Here is a 26349-nt window from a genome sequence, read left to right as displayed (position 1 = left end):
AATCCGTGGGTAACCCGGCAGGACGCCGGGTTAGCCGTCCTGGGCCAAGGATGGCCCATGACGGCGGCCCACGGATTCAAGCCGGAGTGAGGGCACACCGAGCCTAAGCGAGGTGCCGAGTGTTGGGGCAAGAGCCCTTTTGGTTACTTTTGGGGCTCTTTTCCAAAAGTGACCCGCCGTAAGGGCGGAACCCTAAGCCGCCGTTACCTAAATAACGGATATGTACCCAATCAAAAAACCTTGACCCCGATCAAGGGATCCCCACCCCATTCTCCGTAACCTCACTGCATCTTGTGCCTTAAAGCTTAAAAATATCTATATGTAGTGCCTGGAGCCCGGAAAATGCAAAACACGCTCACCCCGTTGGTCAGCACCCGCCTACACAAACGCGACGGCAGCCTGGTCCCCTTCAACGCCGAAAAAATCCACCACGCCCTGACCGCCGCCGGCACCGCAACCGGCGAGTACCAGGAGGCCGACGTCGACCTGTTACTGGGCGCCGTCCTGGCCCGCCTGAGGGGCATCGAACACTTGGACGTCGAACAAATCCAGGACAGCGTCGAACGCGTACTGATGGACGCCGGCTACTTCCTCTCCATGCGCGCCTATATCGTCTACCGCGAACAACACGGCCGCCTGCGTCGCGACCGCAAGACCCTGGTGGAAGTCGCCACCTCGATGAACGAATACCTCGACCGCGAAGACTGGCGCGTGCAAGCCAATGCCAACCAGGGCTACTCCCTGGGTGGGCTGGTGTTGAACGTGTCGGGCAAGGTCACTGCCAACTATTGGCTCGACGAGGTCTACAGCCAGCAGATCGGTCGCGCGCACCGCGAGGCGGATTTGCATATCCATGACCTGGACATGCTCGCCGGTTATTGCGCCGGCTGGTCGCTGCGTTCACTGCTGCACGAAGGCCTTAATGGTGTGCCGGGCCGTGTCGAAGCGGGGCCGCCCAAGCACTTGAGCAGCGCCCTGGGGCAGATGGTCAACTTCCTCGGCACCCTGCAAAACGAATGGGCCGGCGCCCAGGCGTTCAGTTCGTTCGATACCTACCTGGCGCCCTATGTGCGCAAGGATCAACTGAGCTACGCCGAGGTGCGCCAGGCGGTGCAGGAGTTCATCTACAACCTCAACGTACCGTCGCGCTGGGGCACCCAGACGCCGTTTACCAACCTGACCTTCGACTGGGTGTGCCCGGAAGATCTGCGCGAGCAGGTGCCGGTGATCGGTGGTGAGGAAATGCCGTTTGCCTATGGCGACCTGCAAGCGGAAATGGAGCTGATCAACCGCGCCTATATCGAAGTGATGCAGGCCGGCGATGCCAAGGGCCGGGTGTTCACGTTCCCTATTCCCACCTACAACATTACCCACGATTTTCCTTGGGACAGCGAGAACGCCGACCGCCTGTTCGAGATGACCGCGCGCTACGGCCTGCCGTATTTCCAGAACTTCCTCAATTCCGATATGCAACCCAACCAGGTGCGCTCGATGTGCTGCCGCCTGCAACTGGACGTGCGCGAGCTGCTCAAGCGCGGCGGGGGGTTGTTCGGTTCGGCGGAGCAGACCGGCAGCCTCGGCGTGGTGACGATCAACTGCGCGCGCCTGGGTTACCTGTTCAAGGGCGACACCTCAGGCCTGTTGCAACGCCTGGACAGCCTGATGGACATGGCCATGGAAAGCCTGGAGGTCAAGCGCAAGGTGATCCAGCACCATATGGACGCCGGCTTGTACCCGTACACCAAGCGTTACCTCGGCACCTTGCGCAATCACTTCTCCACCATCGGCCTCAACGGCATGCACGAGATGCTGCGCAATTTCACCGGCGACGAGCAGGGCATGCACACCGAAGAGGGCCGCGCGTTTGCCCTCAAGCTGCTCGACCATGTACGCGCCACCTTGCTGCGCTTCCAGGAAGACACCGGCCACCTCTACAACCTCGAAGCCACGCCGGCGGAAGGCACCACCTACCGCTTCGCCAAGGAAGACCGCAAGCGCTATCCGGACATCCTGCAGGCCGGCAGCGACGTCGCGCCGTACTACACCAACTCCTCGCAATTGCCGGTGGGCTTTACCCAAGACCCCTTCGAAGCCCTGGAGCTGCAAGACGAACTGCAATGCAAATACACCGGCGGCACCGTGTTGCACCTGTACATGGCCGAGCAGATTTCCTCGGCCCAGGCCTGCAAGCAACTGGTGCGCAAGGCGTTGGGGCGTTTCCGCCTGCCGTACCTGACGATCACCCCGACGTTCTCGATCTGCCCGGTGCACGGCTACCTAGCCGGTGAGCATGAGTTCTGTCCCAAGTGCGATGAAGTGCTGGCACTTGCCGCTGCGCATTGAACCGATCTTCCAACCCGCAAGGAGATTCACCATGCAAACATCCCAGCCACAACGTCAGCGCTGCGAAGTCTGGACCCGGGTGATGGGCTATCACCGGCCCGTGTCGGCGTTCAATCCCGGCAAACAATCCGAGCACAAGGAACGGGTGCATTTCACTGAAACGGCCGCCGTGGCCGGGCGCCAATGAGTCGAGCGCTACGGATCGGGGGCCTGGTGCCCCTGACCACCCTCGACTACCCCGGCATGCTCGCCTGTGTGCTGTTTTGCCAGGGCTGTGCCTGGCGCTGTCGTTACTGCCACAACCCGGACCTGATCCCACCGCGCGGCAGCACGGAGGTGGATTGGCGCCGGGTGTTGCTGTTTTTGCAGCGGCGCAAGGACCTGCTCGACGCCGTGGTGTTCAGTGGTGGCGAGCCGACCTTGCAGGAAGGCTTGCCGGCGGCCATGGATGAAGTGCGGGCGATGGGCTTTCGCGTCGGCCTGCACAGTGCCGGGATCAAGCCGGCAGGATTTGCCAATGCGTTGCGCCATGCCGACTGGGTCGGTTTTGACGTCAAGGCGCTGGCCGAGGATTGCCAGTTGATTACCCAGGTCAGGAACAGCGGTGCCGCCAACTGGCGCAGCCTCGACACCCTGTTGGCCAGCGGTGTGGAATACGAGTGCCGCACCACGGTGCATTGGCATTTGATCGACCCCCCTCGGTTGTTGTTGCTGGCCCAGCGTTTGCAAGCCAACGGTGTGCAACGCTTTGCGGTGCAAATGGTGCGCACGGCCAGCATGCTCGATGCGCAATTGTCGAACTCACCGGCACAGGCCGCATTGCCGGAGTTATGGGGCCGATTGCGCGAATTGTTTCCTGCTTTTGTATTGCGAGGGTGATGCGTGCCCTCAGCGGATTTTTATAGATGCTGCCCATGACGGGCAGGTTTTCATCAGGGAATAGCACAATGAAGCAATTAACCACGGCACAACGCATTGTCATCGGTTTCGCGATTGCGCCGTTGGCGCTGGCCGGCTTGGTGTTTTACGCCCTTCACGACCTGGCAACCCTCAAGCAGCAATCCGAGCAGATCGTGCAGCAGGACTGGCCCAGGATCGCGCCGATCATGGTGATCGCCACCGGGGTGCGCGATAACGGGCGCAACACCCGCGACCTGCTGATCGACCAGGACAACCAACAGGCCCAGGCCTCCATCGGCACCACGCGCGAACGCATCACTCAGGCGTTCGCTACCCTTGAGCCGCTGCTCGACACCGCTGAAGGCAAGGCGGCCTATGCCACCTTGAAAACCCACCGTGAGGCCTACGTGGCGGCCTTCACCCAGGTGCAGGCGCTGATCCGACAGGGCGCGCGCGAGCAGGGCCTGGCCCAGCTCAAGCAACAGGTGATGCCCGCCGAGTTGGAAGTGTTCAAGAGCCTGGATGCGTTGATGGCCATGCAAGGAAGGCTGTTCGCCGAACGCGAGCAGGCCGCGCAAATCCTCTATGACGAGGCCCGACGCAATATGCTCGGGCTGTTCCTGCTGTGCCTGGCCCTGGTGGTGGCGGCGGCGGTGATCGTCACGCGCAGCGTCACCCGGCCGCTGGGCGGCGAGCCGGATGAAGTGGCGCGGGTGTTGAGCCACATCGCCGAGGGTGACCTGACCATCGAGGTGCCGTTGGGCAACAGTATCGACGGCAGTGTGATGCGCAATCTGCATCAGATGCAGCAGAACCTTAACCAGATGGTCCGGCATATCGCGGCGTCGGTGGACGGCGTGGCCAGTTCGTCGGAAGAGTTGAGCGCGGTCAGCAGCCAGACCAGCAGCAGCCTGCAGTTGCAGGGCCAGGAAATCGAACAGGCCGCCACCGCGGTGAATGAAATGACTGCCGCCGTCGACGAAGTGGCACGCAATGCCGTGAGCACCAGCGAAGCCTCGCGCCTGTCGGAGCAGACCGCCCAGCGTGGACAGGCGCAGGTGCAGGAAACCGTGGCGTCGATCAACACCTTGGCCACCGGTGTGGTGGAAACCTCGGAGCGTATCCAGCAACTGGCCGGCCGCGTGCAAGACATCAGCAGCGTGCTCGAAGTGATCCGCAGCATTGCCGACCAGACCAACCTGCTGGCGTTGAACGCGGCCATCGAAGCGGCCCGCGCCGGGGATGCCGGGCGAGGTTTTGCGGTAGTCGCCGATGAAGTGCGCGCACTGGCCCATCGCACCCAGACCTCGACCCAGGAGATCGAGCAGATGATCGGCAATATCCGCCAGGACACCGAACACGCCGTGGCCGCCATGCACAGCAGCAGTGAACGGGTACAGGCGACCTTGAACGTGGCGCAACGCTCGGGAGAGGCGCTGGACGAAATCACCCGGTCGATCTCGCAGATCAACGAACGCAATATGATGATTGCCAGCGCCACCGAAGAACAGGCACTGGTGGCGCGGGAAGTGGATCGCAACCTGGTGGGCATTCGCAACCTGTCGCAGCAGGTGTTGCAGGGCGCCATACACACCGAGACGGCAGGGCATGACCTGGCCGGGATGGCGGGGACGCTGCATCAGACGGTGGCGCGGTTCAAGGTGTAACTTCGGCTGGTGCGGTCAAAACTGTGGGAGGGGGCTTGCCCCCGATGAGGGTGGGTCAGTGATACTTGGGTAGACTGACTCACCGCTATCGGGGGCAAGCCCCCTCCCACATTTGGATCTCCATCCAGCAGGTAGACCTCAGCCTGCTTTTGTTCTGCTTTTGCTCTGGCTTTTGATCTTGATCCTAGGCGCCCCGTCAAACACGCTGGCCGAACGCAGGCTTGAATCCGTGGGTAACCCGGCAGGACGCCGGGTTAGCCGTCCTGGGCCAAGGATGGCCCATGACGGCGGCCCACGGATTCAAGCCGGAGTGAGGGCATACCGAGCCTAGGCGAGGTACCGAGTGGTGGGGCAAGAGCCCTTTGGTTACTTTGGGGCTTTTCCAAAGTGACCGCCGTAAGGGCGGAACCCTAAGCAGCCGTGACCGCAACAATGGATATGTACTCATTCCAACCCCAACGACATGGTCGGCCCGAAGGCCGCCACGGGAGCAAGCGCCCGCGCCACAGATACCCATGCTCATCGGGGGCAAGCCCCCTCCCACATTTGGATCGGTGTGCATCAGCCAGCCCACCCCCAGAACTGCAACCACCAGCCACACCCCACCAGCCCATTACTCAGCAGTACGCACAACCACCCGAGGCAACGGCGCCGGGTTTCCAGCCCCTGGAGCTGTCGCCACCCCAACCACAAGCACCAGCCAATCGCGGCGCTCAGCATCAGTGCGCGCGCCGGTTGCACCCACGCCAATGCCAACCCTTCATAACGCAACAACTTCACCGTCGTCGCCGACAGCCCCAGGAACAGCCCTGCACCACCCAGGGGCGTGAGCGTCAGTGCCAAGGGCCGAAACAGTGCGCGATCTCCGGCCACATACGCGGCCAGGCGCAGCAGCAGCCAGCAGTCACCGCCGATCAGCAGTGCGCTGCCACCCAGGTACAGCACGATGCACAGGCCATCGAGCCAGCTGAAGCTGTCGTTGAGTTGCGGGTAGTGCGTGAGCAGCCACCACGGCGCGTTGTCTTGCAGCAGCCATACCCAGTCGCGGCTCACCAGCCATTCGGCGAGTGTCTGTTTCAGCGCGATAAACCACGGGCTTACGGTCCACTGGAACGCGCCCATGGCCAGGCCGATCACGCCAAACAGCAGCAGGCGCGCATCCCATGGCGAGCCGGGTTGGCGCGGTGCCTGCAGAATCTCTTGATTGCACGAGCGGGCGATCAGTTGCACCGCGCCGCGTTGCCCGCTGCAACGGCCACAGGCGTGGCAGTCGCTGGCGCCTTGCAGGCGGCGGATGTCCAGGAGTGGCGCGCAGTTGGGCAGAGGCAGGCGCGGGGCGCTGTTGGCTTTCCAGCGTTGTTCATCCACGGCGAAATGGAGCGGCGCCAGGCGGGCGAGCAGGGCGAACACGCCGCTCACCGGGCACAGGTAACGGCACCACACGCGCTTGCCGCGCACGAATAACAGGCCGACCACCACCGCCGCCAACGTCGAGCCGCCCAGGATCAGCAACGCCGCCTGGGCGTAGTCGTACACACTGATCAACTGGCCGTAGAGCGTGGTGAGGCAAAAGCCCAGGGTCGGCCAGCCGCCCCAACGCAGCCAGCGCGGTATGCCCAGGCCGCGCCCGTGCTGGCTAGCCCATTCGCTCAGTGAACCTTCCGGGCACAGCACACCGCACCACAGGCGCCCGAACAGCACCATCGACAGCAACACGAACGGCCACCAGATCCCCCAGAAGATAAATTGCGCGAGCAGCGTCAGGTTGTTCACCACACGCGCCTGGCTATCCGGCAACGGCAGCACGGTGGGCAGCACCAGCAATACGGCGTAGACCAGCACCACCGCCCATTGCATGGCACGGATCAGCCGGGCATGGCGGCGCATGCCATCGCCCAGTTGCTGCAGCCAACTCATGCCGCGTGCCGGGCGCGACGCAGGCCGTTGCCCACCCAGAGCCAGTAGCCGAGCAGTACCAACACGGTGATAAGGCTGGGGGCCGCGCGGTAGCCGGCAAAGTCGGCCAGCAGTGCGCCCAGGCCGTGGCTGTCACTGAGCAGTGCGCTGCTGTCCCAGCGGCTGTCACCGAAGGCGGCGTAGGCCCACTCGGGCATGTCCATGCCCAGCAGTTGCCCGCTGATGCGGTCCACGGCCGCCACCAGCAATGCACCGCCGAGCAGCAACAGCAGCGCCTCGCTGAGGGCGAAAAACAGTGACCAGGAGATAAAGCGCCGACTGCCGCGCAACAGCAGCACGGTGAGCCCTGCCAATGCCAGGCCGAGCACGCCGCCGACGGCGAACAGGCCTTGCGCCTCCTCGTGCAGGCGCGCCCCGGCACCATACAAAAACACCACGGTTTCACTGCCTTCGCGGCTCACCGCCAGCAGCGCCAGTAACAGCACGCCCCAGCCGCCCTGGCGCGCCAGGCGCTCATCGGCTTCGCGTACCAGGGTGTGTTTGAGCGTGGCCGCGTTGCGGTGCATCCAGAACACCATCTGCACCATCAAGCCGCTGGCCAACAGGGTCAGCGTCGCTTGCAGCCACTCGCCCTGTGGACCGGTCATGGTGTCACCGGCCCACAGCATCAAACCGGCCAGACCGGCCGAACACAACAACCCCAGCAGCACCCCGGCCCAGAGGAAGCGGGCCAGTTGCGCATGGCCGGCCTGGCGGCTGATCCAGGCCTGCAGAATGCCGATCACCAGCAGGGCCTCGACGCTTTCACGCCAGACAATAAACATCGATTGGTTCATCAACGGCTCCTATTCGGCGAGGATGCTGCCTTCGGGCAACTGTGGGTTGAACTCGTCGAAGAACGGGTACAACCCCGGCTTGAGCGGGTGGATCACCACAAAGGTGGTCACCCCCGCAGACAACACCTTCTCCACCCGCAGGGGCGTGCTTTCGAATTCGGCCGGGCCTTGGCCGATGTTCTTGAGCACGATCTTGAAACGCTCATCGGCCTTGACCACCAGTTGTGGCGGGTCGAAATGGCCGTCCTGCAGGCTCAACTCATAGGTGGGCAACGGCGCTGCCATCGCCGCGCCGCTTAGTAGCAGGCCGCCCAGCAACAGGGCGCGGCGCATCAATAGCCGCCTTTTTTGCCGATGCCGGCGTAGACGAATTCGTAATGCACCTCGCAGCGTTCGAACCACGGGGCGACCCCGGTTTCCTTGTCGGTATGACGACCCAGGGAGTGATGGCCGGTGGGCGGCAATACGCTGAAGGTGAGGGTGTATTTGCCGGGGCCTTGCAGCTTGACGTTATCGCCATAGTGCGGCCCGTCATTGGCGACCATGGCGTGGAAATCACCGCTGATGGGGGTGTCGCTGCCTTGTCTCTTCAGGGTGAAAGACAGGTTGAGGTAGGGCACGAAACTGCCTTCCTGAAACCCTTGGGCATTGTCCGCCGTGGCGCGTATGTCGGCCTCCAGGTGCACATCGGAATCGGCCGTGGCGCGCATCATGCCGGCGGGTGCCATCTCGATCGGTTGCAGGTACACCGCGCCGATTTCCAGGCCGGGGCAGTGTTGCGGTTCGCCGATGGGGTACTCCTTGGCAAACACCACGGAGGTGCTCAGCAGCAGGGCAAGGGACAACAAAGAAGGGCTACGCATCGAGGCTTCCTGACGGGTGAGGAGAGAGAACCCGAGTCTAGGAAGGTCAGCCGTAAATAATAATGATTCCTGTCAAGTTTCGAGGATATTTCATCTTGGCCAGGCTTGATGCCGGTCAAGGTTGTACAGGTTTTATCGGGGTAGGTTGCTGGGAGTGTTCGTCGCCAGGGAGTCCACGCATGGCCAAGCCTTTTCCGCTGCATCCCAAGCATCCTGAACGTATCTGTTGGGGCTGTGATCGCTACTGTGCCGCCACCGACCTGGCGTGCGGCAATGGCGCCGACCGCACCATGCACCCGGCCGAGATGATCGGGGACGACTGGTACGAGCATGGCGACTGGGGGCTTGCACCCGAGCCGCCGGTTGCGGATGAACCGTCAGCTGCCTGAGCGGGGTTTTTCCTTGCCGTCTTTATGGGTGTCAGCCGGCCTGGCGGGTTTGCTCGGCGGTTTGGCGGTGTCCTTGGTTTTTTTGTCGCTGTCGGAAGGGCTGCTGGGGTAGGTCCCCGGTGGCAGGGCGGAGCCGGCGGCGCCGTCGCCACTCAAGGCGTTGGAGGCAGGTTCAGGGTTATCGCCAAAGGCGGCGAGGGCAGGGCCGGTGAGCAGGGCTGACAGGCCGACGATAAGCACAATCCGTTGGGACGATCTGGTCTTCATGACGCTATCCCCTATCGTGTGGATGTATCAAGAGCCTGGATGAATTCCAGGCTCTTGTCATGCCTCGATCAAGCCGCCATAGGCTTGCTCGACTGCAACTTTTTATGCGCCGCTTTCATGGCTTCCATTTCAGCGCCCAACTCTTCAAGCAGCGCCTTGCCCAGCAGCTTTTTAGCCTGCGGGAACATCTCGGTTTCCTCTTCTTCGATATGGTGCTCCAGCAATTCCTTGACCACTTTGACGCGGCCGGAAAACTCGGTGGTCGAAGGTTCGGTTTGCTTCAGGTCGGGCAGTACCAGGGCGTCGACGGTGCGATGCTCTTCCTTGGCCTCGTGGTACATGATGTCCTGTTCCTTGCCGCCAGCCTTCCTGAATGCCGGGTAGAGGATTTCTTCTTCCAGCTTGGTGTGCAGGCTGATTTCCGCTTCCAGCTTGGCCAGCAATTCAGTGCGTTTTTTAACCCCGCGTTCAGTGGACTCACTCAGTTGAGTCAACAGGGCCTTCACGCGTTCGTGGTCGGCTTTGAGCAGGTCAATGGCATTCATCGGTGACACCTCACGGGAATTTCAGGGCGTGTCGACATGCACGCCTCGTCCAGTCGACAGGTGCATCAGGTGTACCAACTTGAGCAGTTTCTAAATTATTCGTTAATTCAAGAAGTTATATGTGATCAGGGGGGCGCTTGTCGTGCAGGTTGCATGGTCGGCGCTGCGGCGCGTTGCATTCCACAACGTCGGAAAATTTAAATGAACCCTCGCGGCCGATGCTTGACCTAATGCATACGACCTAGGAGGTGAAGCATGGAAATTCAATATATCTGGATCGGCTTGGCGGTGATTCTGCTGCTGTTGGAGTTGTGGGCGATCAATATCGTCCTGCGCAGCACCGGTGGTTGGGAGAGCAAGGGCTTGTGGTTGGTGATCCTGATCTTTGTGCCGTTGTTTGGCTTGATTGCGTGGGCGATGTTCGGGCCCAAGCGTGAGATGCCGGAGCAGCGTAAAAGCTGAAGGGCTTGGGGAAAGAAAAACAGGCGCCGAGAGGCGCCTGTTTACGTTCAACAGTGACCGTTCAACCGGCGACAGCCTTGGCAATCGCTTCGTTGAACGCCGGCAAATCATCCGGCGTACGCGACGTGATCAACGTCCAGCCATTGGCCTGGCATTGCTTGACCTCGGCATCCACCCATCCAGCCGCGCCGGCGTTTTCCAGGTCGATGCGCACGCTCTTATAGGAGGTCAGGGTCTTGCCCTTGATCACGCCGGCATCGATCAGCGTCCATGGGCCGTGGCAGATCGCGGCGATGGTTTTACCGGCGTCGGCGAAGTCCTTGATCAGGCGCAGCGCCGCCGCATCCTGGCGCAGGGTATCGGCATTGACGGTACCGCCAGGGATGACCAGGGCGTCAAAGTCGCCGCTGACGACGTCCGACAGCTGCACCTCGGACTCCACTGTTTTGTCTTTCTCGGTGTCGCCGACGAAGGTCTGGGTGGTGCCGCCTTTGCTCGAAGCGTGGGTCACCGTGGCGCCGTAGCCGCGCAAGGCGTCCAGGGGTTTGAGCAGCTCGTCGCGCTCGATACCGGTGTTGGAGGTGATGACCAGAATCTTCTTGCCGTTGAGTTGCGAGCTCATGATCGAATGTCTCCTTGCGTCAGTAATGAATTAATGGTCGTGCTTGGCTTGCAGCTCCTTGGCCATTTTCAAATGGGCCTCGAGGGTTGGCAGCGTCTTGGCAGCGAAGGCTTTGAGCTCGGCATTGTCCGAGGACGCCGCTTCCTTCTTGAACAGTTCGACGGTTTTTTCATGAGCGTCGACCTGGTTGTTGGCGTAGGCCTTGTCAAACGATTCGTCACGCAGTTCCAGGATGGCTTTCTTGGCCTTGTCGGTCAGGGCGGCGTCATCCGGCACTTCGATGTCGAGTTTTTTTGCCAGCGCCACCAGTTCCTGATTGGCCTTGGTATGGTCGGTGACCATGTGCTGGGCAAAGGTCTTCACGTCGGCCGAGCTGCTTTTTTCGAGTGCCAGTTTGCCGGCTTCCACCTCGGTGATACCGCCTTGGGCTGCGTCATCGACGAAGCTGTTGGAGGTGGCGGCCATGGCGGTGGACATTGCGCCGGCAACCAGTACGAAAGTCAGGCCCATTTGTTTCATCAGCAGAGTGGTCATGATGGAGCTCCTTGAAGGTGGCGGGATGCCGTTACCTGACTGTTGAGCCGAGGCCTGGGCAAAAGGTTTAAATTTTTTTGTTCCTGTTTTTCTGCGGCAATTTCCTTGAACTATCGAAATTCACAGGCCTCTGCTGCATAAGTGTCCGCCGCTTTCGCGGGCCTTCAATTGCCAGGAGATTTCACCGTGACTGACGCCAAGACTGCCGACAAAACCCCAGACCCCATCAGTTCTGAACAGGCGCAAAAAGGTACTGATAAAGCTGCCAAAGGCCAGACCCTGGAACGCCCGAATCCAAAGACCGAAACCGTCGATAAAGTGTTGACGCCCACCTCGATCAAAGACACTGAACGCCAGACCGATGCCATCAACGAGCAGGCCGCCAAGGCCGAGCGCAAGCTGGGCCACTGAACATGGCTCGTGCCATTACTGCGTCGGAACTGGGTATTGAGCTCAAGCCGGAGGATGACAGCAGCCTGTTCAAGTGGTTTGTCGCCAGCTTCCTGATGGGCAAGCGCATCCAGGCCCCCATCGCGGCACAGGCGTACAAGGTGATCGTTGAGGAAGAGGGGCGTGATACTGCGCGCAAGCTGCAACATTGCACCTCCCGAGAGCTGGTCTCCATGCTCGGGCGTGCTCACTACGTGCGGTACGACGAAAGCACCGCGCAGCGCCTGCTGGACCTGAGTGCCAAGCTCAACGCCGAGTACGCCGGCAAGATCAGCCACATTCGCAGTGCCAGCGAAAACCGCCAGGCGTTCGAAAAACGCCTGGGGGAATTTGACGGCGTGGGGCCCAAGACCATCGAGATTTTTATGCGCGATGCGGCCAAGGTACTGTCGTGGTGAGCAGGCTTGTTGTGGCTATCGAGCTTGTCGTGGTGAGCGAGCTTTTTTTGTGGCGAGCGGGCTTGCCCCGCGTTGGGCTGCGAAGCGGCCCTAAAACCTGCCACCGCGTTTAGGCAGGATAGTGGCGGTGACCTTATGTGGGGCCGCTACGCGCCCCAACGCGGGGCAAGCCCGCTCGCCACAATAAACTTGCTGGCCACAACAAGTCTGCCAGTCACAAAAGCCAATCCGCCACACAGCTATTTGATGCGCTGCTGCTACTCGACCTCCACCCGCAACACCTCCAACCCTAACTGCTCATACGCCTCCACACTCGGCACATGCCACTCCGTGATCAACGTGTGAATACGGTTGCACGGCGCCACCACAAACGGTTCCACCGCACCGAGTTTGTCCGCCATGGTCACGGCCACCACATGGGACGCGCTGTCGAGCAGGGCCTGTTTGACCGCGACCTCGTCAAAATGCAGCGAGCTGATGCCCACTTGCGGATGCAGTGCGCACACCCCGGTAAACAGCAGGTCGGCCTTGATACTCTGGATCAGGCGCACGCTTTCCTGGCCGCTGGTAGACAAGGTGGCCGGGTTGAGTTGGCCGCCGGCGAGAATCACTTTTACATCGCGATGGTCGGCCAGGGCGATGGCGATCATCGGTGACGGCGTGACGACGGTCAGGCGGATCGAGCGCGGCAATGACTGGGCGATCTGCAACGTGGTGGAGCCGGAATCGAACAGCACAATCTGGCCGTCCTGCACCTGGTCAGCGGCGAGTTGTGCAAGTTGACGCTTGGCTTCATTGGTCTCGCCGACCCGGGTGAAGAAGTCCTTGCCGGTATCCTTGGGCCGGGGCAGGGCGCCACCGTGCACGCGCTGCAACAGGCCGGCGGCGGCGAGTTCGCCGAGGTCGCGGCGGATGGTGTCCTGGGACACGGCGAAGTGTTCCACCAGTTCCGAGGCGGTGACTTTGCCGTCGCGTTCCAGCAATAACAGGATCTTTTGTTTGCGCAGGGAAGGCAGGTCGATGGCTTGATGGGTGTTATGCATGTTTGCGCGCTTTTTTGCGGGTTTTTGCGAGATTAGTCCGCAGTCGATATAAACGCAATGGCTGGTTGCCCACCCGAGGGGCGGTTACTCTTTGTGCTCAGTTCAGGGAGAGGTGACCTAGATGTCGTTGATTACAACCATCGAAGATTTACGCAAGCTGGCGCAAAAGCGTGTGCCACGGATGTTCTACGATTACGCCGATTCCGGGTCCTGGACTGAGAGCACCTACCGCGCCAATGAAAGCGATTTTGCCCGGATCAAATTCCGCCAGCGCGTGGCGCGCAATATCGATGAGCGTTCGATTCGCACCAGCATGATCGGCCAGGACATGGCCATGCCGGTGGCCCTCGCACCTACGGGCCTGGCCGGCATGCAGCATGCCGATGGCGAGATTCTTACCGCCCGCGCCGCCGCTGCGTTTGGCCTGCGCTACACCTTGTCGACCATGAGTATCTGCTCCCTCGAAGACATCGCCGAACAGGTCGGCAAGCCGTTCTGGTTCCAGCTGTATGTGATGCGCGACCGCGCATTTGTCGAGCAATTGATCGAACGTGCCAAGGCGGCCGGTGTGGATGCACTGGTGCTGACCCTGGACCTGCAGATCCTCGGGCAACGCCACAAGGACTTGATCAACGGCCTGTCTGCACCGCCCAAGCTGACCTTGCCGAACATCCTCAACATGGCCACCAAGCCGCGCTGGGTGATGGGCATGCTCGGCACCCAACGGCGTGGCTTCGGCAATATCGTCGGGCATGTGAAGGGTGTGGCGGACATGAGCTCGCTGTCATCGTGGACCGCCCAGCAATTCGACCCGCGCCTGAGCTGGGACGATGTGGAATGGATCAAGCAGTGCTGGGGCGGCAAGCTGATCATCAAGGGCATCCTCGATGTTGAGGACGCGCGCCTGGCCGCCAATTCCGGTGCCGACGCACTGGTGGTGAGCAACCACGGTGGCCGCCAGTTGGATGGTGCGCCGTCGAGCATCAGCCAGTTGCCGGCGATTGTCGACGCGGTGGGTGAGCGGATTGAAGTGTGGCTGGACGGCGGCATTCGCTCCGGTCAGGACGTGCTCAAGGCGATGGCACTCGGCGCCAAAGGCACCATGATCGGTCGCCCGCATTTGTATGGCTTGGGCGCGATGGGCGAAGCGGGGGTGACCAAGGCGCTTGACATCATCGCCCGTGAGCTGGACGTAACGATGGCACTGTGTGGCTATAACGATATACGCGATGTGAATCGCGAGATTTTGCTGCCGGGTACATTCCCCGAAACCGTTTAGTGAGCAAAAAAATCGTAAAAAAATAAAAAGAGTTGTCCACGAAAACCGTGGGTATCTCTGTGGATAACTTTGCGAACGCCCGGCAGGGTTGGCGATTTAACCAAAGGTTAATATTTGATCAACTGCCGGCCATGTCCAGTATGGGCAGGGTTTGCGCTTGACAGCCAAGCGCGAACCCAGTGCCGAAAAGCAGATTTATGACTCGTTGTTATGACCTGGAGTGTGGGTGACCACCTGTGCTGGCATCTTCGCTTGCATCAGGTTATTGAGTGCCTGGCGATAGCTGCCACCGGCCAGGCTCATGCTGTTGTTATGGCTGGCACCCGGCACCAATAAGAGGCGTTTGGGTTGCCGGGCCGCTTCAAATAGTTGCTCGCTGAAACGCGGCGGCACGTAGCGGTCGTCCAGGCCATGGACCACCAGCAGCGGCATGTGAATGTCGGCAATCTTGTCGATGGAGTCGAACTTCTGCGACAGCAGCCAGCGCACCGGCAGCGATGTATTGGCTACCGCTGCGGCCACATCGGCCAGGGAGGTGAAGGTGGACTCGATCACCAGCCCACGCACCGGCAGCGGCGTTTGCCGGCCCAGCTCCGCCGCCAGGTCGATGGCCACCGCGCCGCCGAGTGAGTGCCCGTAGATCAGGCGTTTGCCGGGGTCCGGTTGCAGCACCTGGAAACGTTCCCAGGCGATGCGTGCATCTTCATACACCGTGGTTTCCGACGGCAGTTCGCCATGGCTCTGGCCGAAACCGCGATAGTCGATGGCCAGCACCGAGTAACCCAGGGCGTGCAATTGCTCGATGCGAAACAGCTGCCCGGTGAGGTTCCAGCGTACGCCGTGCAAGTAGAGGATCGCCGGCGCGTCCTTGTTGGCTGCCGGGTACCACCAGCCATGAATGTTCTGCCCTGATTTGAAACTGGCGGGCTTGAGTTCGAATTCCTGCACCGCCTTGGGCAAACCGCTGTACCAACTGGCGGTGCCGGGCTCGATGCGAAACACCAGCTCGCGCTCCTTGTGTTGCAGCACCGCGCAGCCCACTGGCAGGCCGACGATCAACAGTGCCATGCACAGCAGGGGAAACCAGCGCAGGCTCAGGCGCGATAGAAAACGTGAGGGCATGAAGATTCCAGAGCAAAGGTAAAGTGGGGGTTTTACCAGATGGCCTACACAGGCAGGTATAAATTCGACGGCCGCCCACGGCGATTGCTTGCAAAGTGTTACAGCATTGAACAACCCGTACACCGGTTGTTAGGGTAGGCGGCCGAACAGGAGAGCAAGCACATGGATTTCACAGGTAAAACCGCCATCGTCACCGGCGGTGCGCGCGGGTTGGGACTCAGTTATGCACGGGCACTGGCCCTGGGCGGTGCCCGGGTGGTGATCAGCGATATCGGCGCTGACAAGGTGGGCGCCGGCAACGATGCCTCGGTGGTCAAGGCGGCGGCAGAAGCCTTGCAGGCCGAAGGGCTGGCGGTGATCGGGCATGGCGGTGACTTGTCCACCCACGAGGGCTGCCGGCAACTGGTTGCATATGCCGTCGAGGCCTTCGGTCAACTCGATATCCTGATTCACAACGCCGGTTGGGTGGGTTACCAGAACATCCAGGACCTGGATGCCGCGTTCCTGCAGCGGGCCATGGACATCAACCTCTACGCGCCACTTTGGTTGTGCAAACACGCCTGGCCGCATCTGCTGCGTTCAACCGCACCACGCATTATCCTCACCACCTCCGACCGCGCCATGTACGCACAATACGAGCAGACCGGCCTGGTGGCCTACAGCGCCGGCAAGATGGCGCAACTGGGGATCATGAACGCGCTGAGCCATGAGGGCGCCGAGGCCGGCATCCGGGTCAATGCGATTTCGCCGGTGGCCAAGACGCGGATGTGGGGCGTGACCGAGGAGCCCGACGAGCTCAAGCCTGATTGGGTAACCCCGGGCGTGTTGTTCCTCGCCTCCACGCAGTGCGAGGACACCGGCTACATCCTGCGGGCCAGCAACGGTCAATTCACCGCAACGCGCTTCACTGAGAATCCTGGTGTGGATTACCCGCGCAACCTGGCGCGGATCCACGCCGGCAGTGCTGAAGAAGTTGCGGCCGCGTGGCCTCGCATCAAACAAGCGTGAACCCCGATCACCCCTTTGGAAAAGAGCCAGCCATGGACAACAGCCCCGTTCGCATCACCGCCGAAGAGACCCTCTCGGACAACTGGTACCTGCTGAAAAAATACAGCTTCGACCTGCGTCGCCGCGACGGCAGTTGGCAAGCCCAGACCCGCGAGGTGTATGACCGCGGCAATGGCGCGACCATCCTGCTGTACAACCGTGAGCAACGCACGGTGTTGCTGATTCGCCAGTTCCGCATGCCCACCTTCGTCAATGACTACCCCGGTTACCTGATTGAAGCGGCTGCGGGGTTGCTGGACAACGCCAGCCCCGAAGAGCGCATTCGCCTGGAGGCGGAGGAGGAAACCGGTTATCGCGTCGGGCATGTGGAGAAGATCTATGCGGCGTTCATGAGCCCGGGGTCGGTCACTGAGCGGATTCATTTTTTTCTCGGCGAATACCAGCCAGGAGACCGGGTTGGCAGTGGCGGCGGCCTGGAAGAGGAGGGCGAGGACATCGAGGTGCTGGAGCTGGGTTTCGAGCAGGCCCTGGCCATGGTGCAGAGCGGCGAGATCGCCGACGGCAAGACCATCATGCTGTTGCAGCACCTGGAGTTGCGCATGCTGAAAGAAGGCTGGTGACACCCTTCCAGCGCCCCGCTTAAACAGCACGTATATCCAATTTTCCCAACGCTGGCCCCGGCAAACTCCCCTCATCGCTGACATTTCAAGGCAGAGGGGCATCCCATGGACCCAGCACCACAGACAGGGCCCGACGAAATCGTCACCCTGGTCGTGAAACACCTGATCAAGGCAGGCCGCGAAGCCGACTACGAAGCCTGGCTACGCCGTACCGTGCGCATCGCTGGCGAGCGTCCCGGCCACCTCGGTGTCGACGTAGTGCGCAGCAAACAGAGCGGCCTGACGCTGTTCACCTGCGTATTGCGCTACCGCTCCACCGCTGACCTGGAAACCTGGCTCAATTCCCCCGAGCGCAACACCCTGATCGCCGAAGCCACGCCGATGCTGGCCGACGGCGACAAGACCGAAATCGGTGCGGTCAACGAATTCTGGTTCACGCCCCTGGCTGACAGCGCCGCCAAGCCGCCGCGCTGGAAGCAGGCGGTGGTCACCCTGTGCGTGATCCTGCCGCTGACCTTGTTGGTGCCGATCGTGTGGGGTCCGATCCTCGGCCTGCACCCGTTCCTGTCCAACTATGTGGTCGCGACCTTCCTGGTCACCGTGACCATCGTCCTGCTGGTGGTCTACCTGCTGATGCCGGCCGCCACTCGCCTGTTCGCTCCCTGGCTTGAAGCCTCTGTAAAGGAAACCCTATGAACGCCGATCTGATTCTGTTCAATGGCCAGTTCCACACCGTGGACCGTGAAAACCCGCGGGCAACCGCCGTCGCCATCCGCGAGGGACGCTTTGTTGCCGTCGGCACCGATGGCGAGGCCATGGCCCTGCGTGGCAGCGGTACCCAGGTCATCGACCTCAAGGGCCGCACCGTGATCCCCGGCCTCAATGACTCGCACCTGCACCTGATCCGTGGCGGGCTCAACTACAACCTCGAGCTGCGCTGGGAAGGCGTGCCGTCCCTGGCCGATGCCCTGCGCATGCTCAAGGAGCAGGCCGACCGTACCCCTACGCCGCAATGGGTGCGGGTGGTGGGTGGTTGGAATGAATTCCAGTTCGCCGAAAAACGCATGCCCACCTTGGAAGAACTCAACCAGGCCGCACCGGACACCCCGGTGTTCGTGCTGCACCTGTATGACCGCGCCTTGCTCAACCGCGCCGCCCTGCGCGTGGCCGGTTACACCAAGGACACGCCAAACCCGCCGGGTGGCGAGATCGTGCGCGACAGCAACGGCAACCCCACCGGCATGCTGGTGGCGCGACCCAACGCGATGATCCTCTACTCGACCTTGGCCAAAGGCCCGAAACTGCCGCTGGAATACCAGGTCAACTCCACCCGCCAGTTCATGCGTGAACTCAATCGCCTCGGCCTGACCAGCGCCATCGATGCCGGCGGTGGTTTCCAGAACTACCCCGATGACTACGCGGTGATCGAGCAACTGGCCAAGGATCAACAGCTGACGGTGCGCATCGCCTACAACCTGTTCACCCAGAAGCCCAAGGAAGAACTCAGCGACTTCAAGAACTGGACCGGCAGCGTCACCCTGCACCAGGGCGATGACTACCTGCGTCACAACGGCGCCGGCGAGATGCTGGTGTTCTCCGCCGCCGACTTCGAAGACTTCCTCGAACCCCGTCCCGACCTGCCGCTGACCATGGAGCAGGAGCTGGAACCGGTGGTGCGCCATCTGGTGGAACAGCGCTGGCCGTTCCGCCTGCATGCCACGTATGACGAGTCCATCTCGCGCATGCTCGATGTGTTCGAGAAGGTCAACCGCGACATCCCGTTCAATGGCTTGCCGTGGTTCTTCGACCATGCAGAAACCATCACCCCGAAGAATATCGAGCGGGTCCGCGCCCTCGGTGGCGGCATTGCGATCCAGGACCGCATGGCGTTCCAGGGCGAATATTTTGTCGAGCGCTACGGCGCCAAGGCTGCCGAAGCCACGCCACCGATCAAGCGCATGCTGGCCGAAGGCGTGCCGGTAGGGGCGGGCACCGATGCCACGCGGGTCTCGAGCTACAACCCGTGGACCTCGCTGTACTGGATGGTCAGCGGCCGCACCGTCGGCGGCCTGGAGTTGCACGCCGAAGGCCTGCCGCGCCTCACCGCGCTGGAGCTGTTCACCCATGGCAGCGCCTGGTTCTCCTCCGAGCAGGGCAAGAAAGGCCAGATCAAGGTCGGCCAATTGGCGGACGTGGCGGCGCTGTCGGCGGACTTTTTCAGCGTCGATGAAGAAGCCATCAAGTGGATCGAATCAGTGCTCACTGTCGTGGGCGGCAAGGTGGTCTACGGCGCCGGCGACTTTGAAGACTTCGCACCGCCACGCGTGCCGGTGCTGCCGGACTGGTCGCCGGTGGTCAAGGTGCCGGGGCACTGGCGCCCGAGTTCGTCTTTGCAAGCTCAAGTACACCAATGCAGCGGCCCGTGCGGCGTGCATTCCCACAGCCACGAAAAAGCGCGCCTTTCCAGCGTGCCGGTCAGCGACTTCCAGGGGTTCTGGGGCGCGTTTGGCTGCTCGTGCTTTGCCTTCTGATTTCACTACCCAAAGGAGTTACCCCATGACTTACTCGCGCTTGAACAAAGATGACGCCGTTGTCCTGTTGGTCGATCACCAGACCGGCCTGATCTCACTGGTGCAGGATTTCTCCCCTAACGAATTCAAGAACAACGTACTGGCCCTGGCCGACGTGGCGAAGTTCTTCAACCTGCCGACCATCCTGACCACCAGTTTTGAAGGCGGTCCTAACGGCCCACTGGTGCCGGAACTCAAGGAGCTGTTCCCGGACGCGCCGTACATCGCCCGTCCTGGCCAGATCAACGCCTGGGACAACGAAGATTTCGTCAAGGCGGTCAAGGCTACCGGTCGTAAGCAGATCATCATTGCTGGCGTGGTGACGGATGTGTGCGTAGCGTTCCCGACCCTGTGCGCCCTCGACGAAGGCTTCGAGGTGTTCGTGGTCACCGACGCCTCCGGCACCTTCAACGAAACCGTACAGCAGGCCGCCTGGGCCCGTATGACCGCCGCAGGTGCGCAACTGGTGAACTGGTTCGCCGTGGCCTGCGAGCTGCAAGTGGACTGGCGCAACGACATGGAAGGCCTGGCCAACCTGCTGTCGCCGCGCATTCCCAACTACCGCAACCTGATGAACAGCTACTCGGCGTTCACTGCCAAGTAACCGGTTTTCAAGCCTTTAGGTGATCAATGTGGGAGGGGGCTTGCCCCCGATTGCGGTGTATCAGTCAAAGCTATTGAGACTGACACACCGCAATCGGGGGCAAGTCCCCTCCCACATTTGATTTGTGATGTTGCGACCATCCAGTTATAAATCTCCAAACTGTCCACCGAGAAGCGACAATGAACCCCTTCGAAGACATGCGCCTGTTCTGCCAGGTCATGGAATCCGGCAGCTTCACCGCCGCCGCCGAACAGCTGGGCCTGTCCAAGCAATTTGTCAGTCGCCGCCTGATCCAGTTGGAAGACCGCCTCGGCGTGCGCCTGCTCAACCGCTCCACGCGCCGCCTGGATATCACGCCCCTGGGCCAGAGTTACTACGAATCCGCCTTGCGCCTGCTCGGTGAAGTCGAGCAAGTGGAGCAGGGCATCGCCGGCCAGAACAGCGAACCGCGCGGCACCCTGCGCCTCAGCGCGCCGTTGTCGTTTGCCATGGCCCATCTGGGTTGCCTGTTGCCGCTGTTTTTGCAGCGCCATCCGCTGGTCTCGGTGGAGGTCGACCTCAGCGACCGTTCCGTGGACCTGATCGGCGAAGGCTACGACCTGGTGCTGCGGATCGGCACCCTGGAAGACTCCACCCTGATCGCCCGCCGTATCGCCAGCATCCCGCGCGTGTATTGCGCCAGTCCCGACTACCTGGCCCTGCGCGGCACCCCGCAAAAACCCGAGGACCTTGCCGAGCACGACTGCCTGCCCTACGGCCATGGCCGCCAGGTGCAATGGCGCTTCAAGGGCAAGTTGCAGGCGCTGCCGGTCAGCGGCCGCATGCGTGTAAACAACGGCGACCTGTTGCGCGACACCGCCATCGCGGGGCTGGGCGTGACCTACTTGCCGACCTTTATCGTCGGCGACGCCTTGAAGGACGGGCGCCTGGTCACCGTCCTCGATGACTTTGCCCCCGAAGCCCTGACCCTGTCGGCGGTGTATCCCCAGCATCGGCAAAGCTCACGGCCGGTGCAGGCGCTGGTGGAGTTTTTGCGCGAACGCCTGGCTAGCGGCTGTTGAACAGCTGGCGAATCAGGTTCGGGGTGCTGCCGGTCCAGCGCTTGAATGAGCGCCGGAAGTTCGCCGCATCGTTGAAGTTCAGGTACGCCGCCACCTCATCATTGCTGTAGCCCTTGACCTGGTACAAGTGCAACGCCACCTGCTTGCGCACCCGGTCCACCTGCTGTTGAAAACCGGTGTCGTGCTTGTGCAACTTGCGCTTGAGGGTCGCCGGGCTCATGGCGAAGGCCTGTGCCGCCTGTTCCAGGCTGGGCGGCTGGCGCACCTGCTCGCGCAGGTACTCGTAGAGGCAGTCGAGAAAACTGCCGGCAAAGCCCAACTGCTCGATCTGCTCGCGGGCTTGGCGGCGTGCAACCTGGCCGGCCGTGGCCGAGGCACCAGGCCAGGTGCGGGTGAGGTATTCACGCGGGATAGTCATCATGTCCAGCGGGCGCTCGAAGCGCGTGCTCTCGCCCAGGTGCACCCAGTACTGCTCGATATAACGCGGTTCGGCATGGCTGAAACTGCACGTCCACGGCAGGCGCTCGCCGCTGAGCCATTGGCTCATGGCAACCAGCGAGGTCATGCTGGCTTCCAGCAGGAAACGCCAGTGCTCGCCGGCGCCGCAACTGTCCAGCCAGTAAAGGTAGGCGTGGTGCTCATCCAGCTCCAGTTGCAGGGTGGCCAACGGGCTGAGCAGCACTTGTTGCTGGATCAGGATCTCCAGGGCCTGGTGCAGGTTCTGCGCATGGCCAAGGGCGTGGCTGGCGGCACCGTAATAGCCCGGTAGCAGTCGCTGGCCAAACAGGAAGCTGCTGTCGTCGGCGTCCAGTAACTTGCGGCTGTTGCCGATCAAGCCGAAAAACTGCTGCGGGCTCAGGTGCGCGGTGCCGGCCAGGATGTCCTCGTGAAACAGCCCGGTGCCGCGCAGCAGGCGATGGCTGTCGATGTCGCGGGACAAGGCCAGGTCGATCAGCGTGGCGGGTTGGTAATGCCCTGGGATAAAGCGGCTGTCGGCTTCATACCAGCTGGTTTTCACGGCCATCTCAGGCACTTTTCGCAAGCGGTTGCTTGGCCCTGGCCAATGCCAGGTTCAGGCGCTTGAGCAAGTCCTGAGGCGGTTCTTCAAGGGCCATGACCACGGCGGTGGTCGCGGCCAGTTGCAGGCGTTCGCCTTGTTGCCGGGTCTTGTGGGCCAGGCCGAGCACCGCTTGCTGCAACTCTAGCGCCAGCTCCTTGGCCTGGCGTTCGCCGGTATTGGGCAGCAGCACCACAAAGCGGTCGCCGGCCAGGCGGCACAGCAGGTCCTGGCGGCGCAGGTTGAGCAGCAGCAAATGGCTGAGCGCCTGCAACACCGCGTCGCCCTCGGCATGCCCGTAGGCCTGGTTGATGGCGGCGAAGTTGTCCAGGTCCAGGGCCAGCAGCGATAGCGGTTGTTGCTGGTCGCGGCTGTCTTGCAGGCTGTCGGCCAATTGGCGCTTGAGGTAGTCGGCGCCGGCCAGCGGCGTGAGTTTGTCGAACAGCCGATGCTCACGGAACAGCCGCTCGCGTTTTTCCATCTGCGCGCTGATCGCCAGTTGTTCGCGGTGCCAGTGGTAGATGCCGATGGTCAGCAGGATCATGCCCACCGGCATCGGCCCGGACTCGAGCCAATGGTCCCAGGTGATGCTGTCGGGCAGGCGGATAAATTCGTCGAGGCTGTCGATCCACCAGGAAAAAAAGATGCACGACAGGCCCAGCGCCAGGTAATTGGTGACGCGCCCGGCGGGGCGGCTTTTGAGCACCAGGCCCAGCCACACCAGGGCGAGCAGGGCGGAACCGCCTTCGCCGAAGATATCCAGCCACACCCATTCGCTGACGCTTTTCAACTCGCCACAGGCCAGGTTCAGGATCAGCCCGAGGTTGGCGGCGATCAGCAGCAACGAGAGTTTCCAGCGGTGGGGCTTGAGCACGGAAAACATGGCCGCGGGTCCTTGGGCAAATGAGCGATGGGCGCCAGCACAGCAGATGGATGTGACCGTTGGATGACGGTGGAGGAGGGTCGAATCAGCTCAGCTCAAACACACGGGAGATCAAAAATGTGGGAGGGGGCTTGCTCCCGATAGCGGTGGATCAGTAGAGAAACAGGTGACTGACCCACCCCTATCGGGAGCAAGCCCCCTCCCACATTCGATCTGCTGAGGTCATTTCAGCTCATTTCAAACCGGAAATCGGCTAAACCCCTCGGTTTATGGGCCTGCCACAGACCTTCTGTCACAGAACCGTCATCCCCCACCCCTAGCTTGCCCTCCCAGTTGCCGGGCCCGTTGCCTGGCGCCAACGGATTCTTGGGGAGGATTGCATGTACAAGCGCACCGGGCTCGTCAGCTTTACGCTTACCGCCTTGGCCCTGGCGATGGCCAGTGAACGGTTGAGCGCCGCCGAAGCGAGCGCCACCGAGCATGTCGAAGTGATCGGCCAGGCTGCCGCCATCGACCAGGCACTCAAGGAGCAACGCAGCGCCGACAGCATCAAGAGCGTGGTGCATGCCGACGGCGTGGCCCAGTTGCCGGATCAGAACGTCGCCGAAGCGGCGCAGCGCCTGCCGGGCATCAGTGTCGAGCGCGACCAGGGCGAAGGGCGTTTTGTCAGCGTGCGCGGCCTGGGCCCGGACCTCAACAGCGTGACCATCAACGGCACCCTGGTGCCCGCCCCGGAAAGCGCGCGCCGCGCCGTGGCCCTCGATGTGCTGCCCTCGGAGCTGGTGCAGTCGCTGTCGGTGATCAAGACCCTCACCCCGGATATGGACGCCAACTCCCTCGGCGGCACCGTCGATGTGCAAAGCCTCTCGGCCTTTGACCATAAAGGCCTGTTCTATACCGGCAGCAGCGAAGCCAGCTACGACAAGAACACCCGCCAGACCAGCCCGAAATTCTCCGGCGCCGCCAGTAACCGTTTCAGCCTCGGCGACGGCATCGACAACTTCGGCGTGGCTGCAGCGCTGAGCTGGCAAAAGCGCGACTTCGGCTCGGACAACGTCGAAACCGGTGGCGCCTGGGACTTCACCGACGGCGCGCGGCTCAACGAGTTCGAACAACGCGATTACGACATCAGCCGCGAACGCGCCGGCGGTGGCCTGAACTTCGACTACAAGCCCGATGACCTCAGCAGCTACTACCTGCGCACCCTCTACAGCCGCTACACCGACACCGAAACCCGCAACTCCACCAGCATTGAATTTGCCGACCCCCAGGCCCCGGGCCAACTGGGCGATGCCGAGGGCAAGCGCAAACTGAAAAACCGTGAGGAAACCCAGGAAATTCAATCCTATGTGTTCGGCGGCGAACGCATGCTCGGCCTGTGGACCTTAAGCGGCCAGGCCGGCTACAGCCAGTCCAGCGAAGACAGCCCGGCGCATATCGCCGGCGCCACCTTCGACGGCGGTGACTTTGCCAACAGCGGTTTCTACGACAAGGACAAACCCCGCCCGATCATCGGCAGCGGCTTCTACGACGCCAGCAACTTCAGCCTCGACAAGGTTGATTGGGAAAAACAGAACACCCAGGACACCGAGAAAAACCTGCGCCTGGACCTGGCCCGCGACTATGACCTGAGCGGCTATGCGTCCCAGGTCAAGTTCGGTGGCAAGGTCAGCCGTCGCAACAAGGACAACGACCTGGAAGCCTGGGTCTACGAAGACCTCGACACCCTTGGCTTCACCTCCGACCAGCTCAACCTCACCCGGTTCCAGAAGGGCAGCGTCGACTATCGCCTGGGCAACTACGGCCCCGGCATCAGCCCCAGCGCCATCAAGCAGCTGATCGGCAGCCTCAACCCGGCGGACTTCTATGACCAGACCGAATCGCGGGTCAACGACTTCACCATCCGCGAGGACATCAACGCCGGCTATCTGATGAACACCCTCGACATCGACGACTGGCGCTTTATCGCCGGGCTGCGCTACGAAGGTACCGAGTTCGAAGCCAAGGGCACCGGCGCCACCGATGGCGTGTTCACCCCCACCGAGACCAAGCGCCGCTATCACCATTGGCTGCCGGGCCTGCATGCGCGCTACAAGATCGACAAGAACACCCAGGTGCGCGCGGCCTGGACCAAGTCGGTGGTGCGCCCGACGTTCGGCCAGTTGGCGCCGGGTTTTGTGATCGACGATGACGAAGCCACCTTCGGCAACCCGGACCTCAAGCCCCTGGAATCGAGCAACCTTGACTTGGGTATCGAGCACTTCATGGGCCGTGCCGGCACCGTGTCGGCGTTCGTGTTCTACAAGGACATCAAGAACTTCGTCTACAACACCGACCTCGCCGGCACCGGCGCCTGGACCAATTTCTCCGAGGCTCACACCTACGCCAACGGCGACAGCGCCAAGCTCTACGGCCTGGAACTGGCCTACTCACAGAAGTTCGACTGGCTGCCGGCGCCGTGGAACGGTTTGCTGGTCGGCGCCAACAGCACCTTCAGCCGCTCCAGCGCCGATATCGAAGGCTTCGACGCCGCCAGCGGCACGAATCGCAAGCGCAACATCAGCCTGCCCAACCAGTCGGACACCGTCGGCAACCTGATGCTCGGCTGGGAGGACGACAAGCTCAGCCTGCGCCTGTCGGCCAACTACAAGTCGGCCTACCTGTATGAACTGGCCTCGATCAACGACAAGGCCCACGACCTGCACGTCGACGCGCAGACCTTCGTCGACTTCAGCGCGCGCTACTCACTGACCAAGAACCTGAAGGTCAGCTTCGAGGCCCAGAACCTTACCGATGAGTCGTACTTCGTCTACACCGGCCACCGCAGCTACAACGGCCAATACGAAGAGTACGGCCCCACCTACAAAGTGGGCCTGACCTTCACTCATTTTTGAATTCAACACATGCCA

Annotated in this window: 28 protein-coding genes; 16 read left to right on the top strand and 12 right to left on the bottom strand. The window is 61.9% G+C overall.

What is annotated here, in order from left to right:
* Positions 1–342 precede the first annotated feature (342 nt).
* The 4 genes from M2397_RS10025 (at position 343) to M2397_RS10010 (ending at position 4910) form a co-directional block, all read left to right on the top strand.
* Positions 343–2343, top strand: a complete 2001-nt coding sequence (locus M2397_RS10025; RefSeq protein WP_027607169.1) for a ribonucleoside triphosphate reductase — start codon at positions 343–345, stop codon at positions 2341–2343.
* A 31-nt stretch (positions 2344–2374) separates the two neighbouring features.
* Positions 2375–2530, top strand: coding sequence for an anaerobic ribonucleoside-triphosphate reductase (gene nrdD / locus M2397_RS10020; RefSeq protein WP_027607168.1), 156 nt, complete (start codon positions 2375–2377; stop codon positions 2528–2530).
* A complete protein-coding gene (locus M2397_RS10015; protein WP_259242770.1) occupies positions 2527–3222 on the top strand; it encodes an anaerobic ribonucleoside-triphosphate reductase activating protein in 696 nt (231 codons plus the stop codon). Before nrdD ends, M2397_RS10015 begins: the two co-directional genes overlap by 4 nt.
* 68 nt (positions 3223–3290) lie before the next feature.
* The gene (locus M2397_RS10010; protein ID WP_131699970.1) at positions 3291–4910 is read left to right on the top strand and encodes a methyl-accepting chemotaxis protein; all 1620 of its coding nucleotides are present in this window, start codon (positions 3291–3293) and stop codon (positions 4908–4910) included.
* A 561-nt stretch (positions 4911–5471) separates the two neighbouring features.
* On the opposite strand, the gene M2397_RS10005 is transcribed toward M2397_RS10010, so the two are convergent.
* The 4 genes from M2397_RS10005 to M2397_RS09990 are packed head-to-tail and all read right to left on the bottom strand — an operon-like array spanning position 5472 to position 8526.
* Entirely contained in the window at positions 5472–6827 is a 1356-nt protein-coding gene (locus tag M2397_RS10005; RefSeq protein WP_259242769.1) for a 4Fe-4S binding protein, read from the bottom strand.
* The gene (locus tag M2397_RS10000; protein WP_259242768.1) at positions 6824–7663 is read right to left on the bottom strand and encodes an FTR1 family protein; all 840 of its coding nucleotides are present in this window, start codon (positions 7661–7663) and stop codon (positions 6824–6826) included. The genes M2397_RS10005 and M2397_RS10000 overlap by 4 nt, the downstream gene beginning before the upstream one ends.
* A 9-nt stretch (positions 7664–7672) precedes the next feature.
* Positions 7673–7996: a cupredoxin domain-containing protein gene (locus tag M2397_RS09995; protein WP_131699213.1), complete on the bottom strand. Its 324-nt coding sequence runs from the start codon at positions 7994–7996 to the stop codon at positions 7673–7675.
* Positions 7996–8526: an iron transporter gene (locus M2397_RS09990; protein WP_259242767.1), complete on the bottom strand. Its 531-nt coding sequence runs from the start codon at positions 8524–8526 to the stop codon at positions 7996–7998. Before M2397_RS09990 ends, M2397_RS09995 begins: the two co-directional genes overlap by 1 nt.
* A gap of 179 nt (positions 8527–8705) precedes the next feature.
* Between M2397_RS09990 and M2397_RS09985 the strand changes: the two genes are divergently transcribed.
* Positions 8706–8915: a DUF3079 domain-containing protein gene (locus M2397_RS09985; protein ID WP_053130271.1), complete on the top strand. Its 210-nt coding sequence runs from the start codon at positions 8706–8708 to the stop codon at positions 8913–8915.
* Here the strand turns inward: M2397_RS09985 and M2397_RS09980 are convergent.
* Both M2397_RS09980 and M2397_RS09975 read right to left on the bottom strand, forming a co-directional pair.
* Entirely contained in the window at positions 8904–9182 is a 279-nt protein-coding gene (locus tag M2397_RS09980; RefSeq protein ID WP_184742637.1) for a hypothetical protein, read from the bottom strand. The two genes, M2397_RS09985 and M2397_RS09980, sit on opposite strands and share 12 nt — an antisense overlap.
* Before the next feature lie 68 nt (positions 9183–9250).
* Positions 9251–9727, bottom strand: coding sequence for a hemerythrin domain-containing protein (locus M2397_RS09975; protein WP_145337455.1), 477 nt, complete (start codon positions 9725–9727; stop codon positions 9251–9253).
* 255 nt (positions 9728–9982) lie between these two features.
* On the opposite strand from M2397_RS09975, the gene M2397_RS09970 reads away from it, so the two are divergent.
* Positions 9983–10189 carry a PLDc N-terminal domain-containing protein gene (locus M2397_RS09970; protein ID WP_028616597.1) on the top strand — a complete coding sequence of 69 codons (207 nt, stop codon included), beginning with the start codon at positions 9983–9985 and terminating at the stop codon, positions 10187–10189.
* Between the two features lie 61 nt (positions 10190–10250).
* On the opposite strand, the gene M2397_RS09965 is transcribed toward M2397_RS09970, so the two are convergent.
* Both M2397_RS09965 and M2397_RS09960 read right to left on the bottom strand, forming a co-directional pair.
* Positions 10251–10811, bottom strand: a complete 561-nt coding sequence (locus M2397_RS09965; protein WP_131699217.1) for a type 1 glutamine amidotransferase domain-containing protein — start codon at positions 10809–10811, stop codon at positions 10251–10253.
* A gap of 30 nt (positions 10812–10841) precedes the next feature.
* Positions 10842–11345, bottom strand: coding sequence for a DUF4142 domain-containing protein (locus tag M2397_RS09960; protein ID WP_131699218.1), 504 nt, complete (start codon positions 11343–11345; stop codon positions 10842–10844).
* Positions 11346–11531: 186 nt separating this feature from the next.
* Between M2397_RS09960 and M2397_RS09955 the strand changes: the two genes are divergently transcribed.
* Positions 11532–11756 (top strand): hypothetical protein, encoded by a 225-nt coding sequence (locus tag M2397_RS09955; RefSeq protein WP_131699219.1) that lies wholly within the window; start codon positions 11532–11534, stop codon positions 11754–11756.
* 2 nt (positions 11757–11758) lie between these two features.
* Positions 11759–12193, top strand: a complete 435-nt coding sequence (locus M2397_RS09950) for a DNA methylase (protein ID WP_131699220.1) — start codon at positions 11759–11761, stop codon at positions 12191–12193.
* Between the two features lie 257 nt (positions 12194–12450).
* Here M2397_RS09950 and M2397_RS09945 read toward each other — a convergent pair whose 3' ends face one another.
* The gene (locus M2397_RS09945) at positions 12451–13236 is read right to left on the bottom strand and encodes a DeoR/GlpR family DNA-binding transcription regulator (RefSeq protein ID WP_131699221.1); all 786 of its coding nucleotides are present in this window, start codon (positions 13234–13236) and stop codon (positions 12451–12453) included.
* Positions 13237–13357: 121 nt separating this feature from the next.
* Here M2397_RS09945 and M2397_RS09940 point away from each other — a divergent pair, with 121 nt between their 5' ends.
* The gene (locus M2397_RS09940; protein ID WP_131699222.1) at positions 13358–14515 is read left to right on the top strand and encodes an alpha-hydroxy acid oxidase; all 1158 of its coding nucleotides are present in this window, start codon (positions 13358–13360) and stop codon (positions 14513–14515) included.
* 195 nt (positions 14516–14710) lie between these two features.
* On the opposite strand, the gene M2397_RS09935 is transcribed toward M2397_RS09940, so the two are convergent.
* Positions 14711–15637 carry an alpha/beta hydrolase gene (locus M2397_RS09935; protein WP_131699223.1) on the bottom strand — a complete coding sequence of 309 codons (927 nt, stop codon included), beginning with the start codon at positions 15635–15637 and terminating at the stop codon, positions 14711–14713.
* A 162-nt stretch (positions 15638–15799) separates the two neighbouring features.
* Here M2397_RS09935 and M2397_RS09930 point away from each other — a divergent pair, with 162 nt between their 5' ends.
* The 6 genes from M2397_RS09930 (at position 15800) to M2397_RS09905 (ending at position 21500) form a co-directional block, all read left to right on the top strand.
* Positions 15800–16645, top strand: a complete 846-nt coding sequence (locus tag M2397_RS09930; protein WP_259242766.1) for an SDR family NAD(P)-dependent oxidoreductase — start codon at positions 15800–15802, stop codon at positions 16643–16645.
* 32 nt (positions 16646–16677) lie between these two features.
* Entirely contained in the window at positions 16678–17265 is a 588-nt protein-coding gene (locus M2397_RS09925) for an NUDIX domain-containing protein (protein WP_131699225.1), read from the top strand.
* Between the two features lie 105 nt (positions 17266–17370).
* Positions 17371–17961: an antibiotic biosynthesis monooxygenase gene (locus M2397_RS09920; RefSeq protein WP_145337464.1), complete on the top strand. Its 591-nt coding sequence runs from the start codon at positions 17371–17373 to the stop codon at positions 17959–17961.
* Positions 17958–19796: an amidohydrolase gene (locus M2397_RS09915; RefSeq protein WP_184742630.1), complete on the top strand. Its 1839-nt coding sequence runs from the start codon at positions 17958–17960 to the stop codon at positions 19794–19796. Before M2397_RS09920 ends, M2397_RS09915 begins: the two co-directional genes overlap by 4 nt.
* A 25-nt stretch (positions 19797–19821) precedes the next feature.
* A complete protein-coding gene (gene ycaC, locus M2397_RS09910; RefSeq protein WP_131699228.1) occupies positions 19822–20439 on the top strand; it encodes an isochorismate family cysteine hydrolase YcaC in 618 nt (205 codons plus the stop codon).
* A gap of 179 nt (positions 20440–20618) precedes the next feature.
* A complete protein-coding gene (locus M2397_RS09905) occupies positions 20619–21500 on the top strand; it encodes a LysR family transcriptional regulator (protein ID WP_259242764.1) in 882 nt (293 codons plus the stop codon).
* Here the strand turns inward: M2397_RS09905 and M2397_RS09900 are convergent.
* Both M2397_RS09900 and M2397_RS09895 read right to left on the bottom strand, forming a co-directional pair.
* Positions 21487–22524: an AraC family transcriptional regulator gene (locus M2397_RS09900; RefSeq protein WP_259242763.1), complete on the bottom strand. Its 1038-nt coding sequence runs from the start codon at positions 22522–22524 to the stop codon at positions 21487–21489. The genes M2397_RS09905 and M2397_RS09900 overlap by 14 nt on opposite strands.
* A 1-nt stretch (position 22525) precedes the next feature.
* On the bottom strand, positions 22526–23440 hold the full coding sequence (locus M2397_RS09895; RefSeq protein WP_145337467.1) for a GGDEF domain-containing protein: 915 nt from the start codon (positions 23438–23440) through the stop codon (positions 22526–22528).
* 380 nt (positions 23441–23820) lie between these two features.
* Here M2397_RS09895 and M2397_RS09890 point away from each other — a divergent pair, with 380 nt between their 5' ends.
* Positions 23821–26334, top strand: a complete 2514-nt coding sequence (locus M2397_RS09890; RefSeq protein WP_259242762.1) for a TonB-dependent receptor — start codon at positions 23821–23823, stop codon at positions 26332–26334.
* Positions 26335–26349: the final 15 nt, after the last annotated feature.

The sequence above is a fragment of the Pseudomonas sp. BIGb0381 genome (assembly GCF_024809815.1).
GTDB lineage: Bacteria > Pseudomonadota > Gammaproteobacteria > Pseudomonadales > Pseudomonadaceae > Aquipseudomonas.
This window is presented reverse-complemented; position numbering and strand designations above follow the sequence as displayed.

Excerpts from the sequence above, each read along its gene's own strand:
- M2397_RS10025 (WP_027607169.1), top strand. The coding sequence starts at position 343 with ATGCAAAACACGCTCACCCCGTTGGTCAGCACCCGCCTACACAAACGC.
- M2397_RS10010 (WP_131699970.1), top strand. The coding sequence starts at position 3,291 with ATGAAGCAATTAACCACGGCACAACGCATTGTCATCGGTTTCGCGATT.
- M2397_RS09905 (WP_259242764.1), top strand. The coding sequence starts at position 20,619 with ATGAACCCCTTCGAAGACATGCGCCTGTTCTGCCAGGTCATGGAATCC.
- M2397_RS09890 (WP_259242762.1), top strand. The coding sequence starts at position 23,821 with ATGTACAAGCGCACCGGGCTCGTCAGCTTTACGCTTACCGCCTTGGCC.
- M2397_RS09980 (WP_184742637.1), bottom strand. The coding sequence starts at position 9,182 with ATGAAGACCAGATCGTCCCAACGGATTGTGCTTATCGTCGGCCTGTCA.
- M2397_RS09915 (WP_184742630.1), top strand. The coding sequence starts at position 17,958 with ATGAACGCCGATCTGATTCTGTTCAATGGCCAGTTCCACACCGTGGAC.
- M2397_RS09940 (WP_131699222.1), top strand. The coding sequence starts at position 13,358 with ATGTCGTTGATTACAACCATCGAAGATTTACGCAAGCTGGCGCAAAAG.
- M2397_RS09960 (WP_131699218.1), bottom strand. The coding sequence starts at position 11,345 with ATGACCACTCTGCTGATGAAACAAATGGGCCTGACTTTCGTACTGGTT.
- M2397_RS09895 (WP_145337467.1), bottom strand. The coding sequence starts at position 23,440 with ATGTTTTCCGTGCTCAAGCCCCACCGCTGGAAACTCTCGTTGCTGCTG.
- M2397_RS09935 (WP_131699223.1), bottom strand. The coding sequence starts at position 15,637 with ATGCCCTCACGTTTTCTATCGCGCCTGAGCCTGCGCTGGTTTCCCCTG.
- M2397_RS09995 (WP_131699213.1), bottom strand. The coding sequence starts at position 7,996 with ATGCGCCGCGCCCTGTTGCTGGGCGGCCTGCTACTAAGCGGCGCGGCG.
- M2397_RS09970 (WP_028616597.1), top strand. The coding sequence starts at position 9,983 with ATGGAAATTCAATATATCTGGATCGGCTTGGCGGTGATTCTGCTGCTG.
- M2397_RS10015 (WP_259242770.1), top strand. The coding sequence starts at position 2,527 with ATGAGTCGAGCGCTACGGATCGGGGGCCTGGTGCCCCTGACCACCCTC.
- M2397_RS09900 (WP_259242763.1), bottom strand. The coding sequence starts at position 22,524 with ATGGCCGTGAAAACCAGCTGGTATGAAGCCGACAGCCGCTTTATCCCA.
- M2397_RS09920 (WP_145337464.1), top strand. The coding sequence starts at position 17,371 with ATGGACCCAGCACCACAGACAGGGCCCGACGAAATCGTCACCCTGGTC.
- ycaC (WP_131699228.1), top strand. The coding sequence starts at position 19,822 with ATGACTTACTCGCGCTTGAACAAAGATGACGCCGTTGTCCTGTTGGTC.
- M2397_RS09985 (WP_053130271.1), top strand. The coding sequence starts at position 8,706 with ATGGCCAAGCCTTTTCCGCTGCATCCCAAGCATCCTGAACGTATCTGT.
- M2397_RS10000 (WP_259242768.1), bottom strand. The coding sequence starts at position 7,663 with ATGAACCAATCGATGTTTATTGTCTGGCGTGAAAGCGTCGAGGCCCTG.
- nrdD (WP_027607168.1), top strand. The coding sequence starts at position 2,375 with ATGCAAACATCCCAGCCACAACGTCAGCGCTGCGAAGTCTGGACCCGG.
- M2397_RS10005 (WP_259242769.1), bottom strand. The coding sequence starts at position 6,827 with ATGAGTTGGCTGCAGCAACTGGGCGATGGCATGCGCCGCCATGCCCGG.
- M2397_RS09975 (WP_145337455.1), bottom strand. The coding sequence starts at position 9,727 with ATGAATGCCATTGACCTGCTCAAAGCCGACCACGAACGCGTGAAGGCC.
- M2397_RS09930 (WP_259242766.1), top strand. The coding sequence starts at position 15,800 with ATGGATTTCACAGGTAAAACCGCCATCGTCACCGGCGGTGCGCGCGGG.
- M2397_RS09950 (WP_131699220.1), top strand. The coding sequence starts at position 11,759 with ATGGCTCGTGCCATTACTGCGTCGGAACTGGGTATTGAGCTCAAGCCG.
- M2397_RS09990 (WP_259242767.1), bottom strand. The coding sequence starts at position 8,526 with ATGCGTAGCCCTTCTTTGTTGTCCCTTGCCCTGCTGCTGAGCACCTCC.
- M2397_RS09945 (WP_131699221.1), bottom strand. The coding sequence starts at position 13,236 with ATGCATAACACCCATCAAGCCATCGACCTGCCTTCCCTGCGCAAACAA.
- M2397_RS09925 (WP_131699225.1), top strand. The coding sequence starts at position 16,678 with ATGGACAACAGCCCCGTTCGCATCACCGCCGAAGAGACCCTCTCGGAC.
- M2397_RS09965 (WP_131699217.1), bottom strand. The coding sequence starts at position 10,811 with ATGAGCTCGCAACTCAACGGCAAGAAGATTCTGGTCATCACCTCCAAC.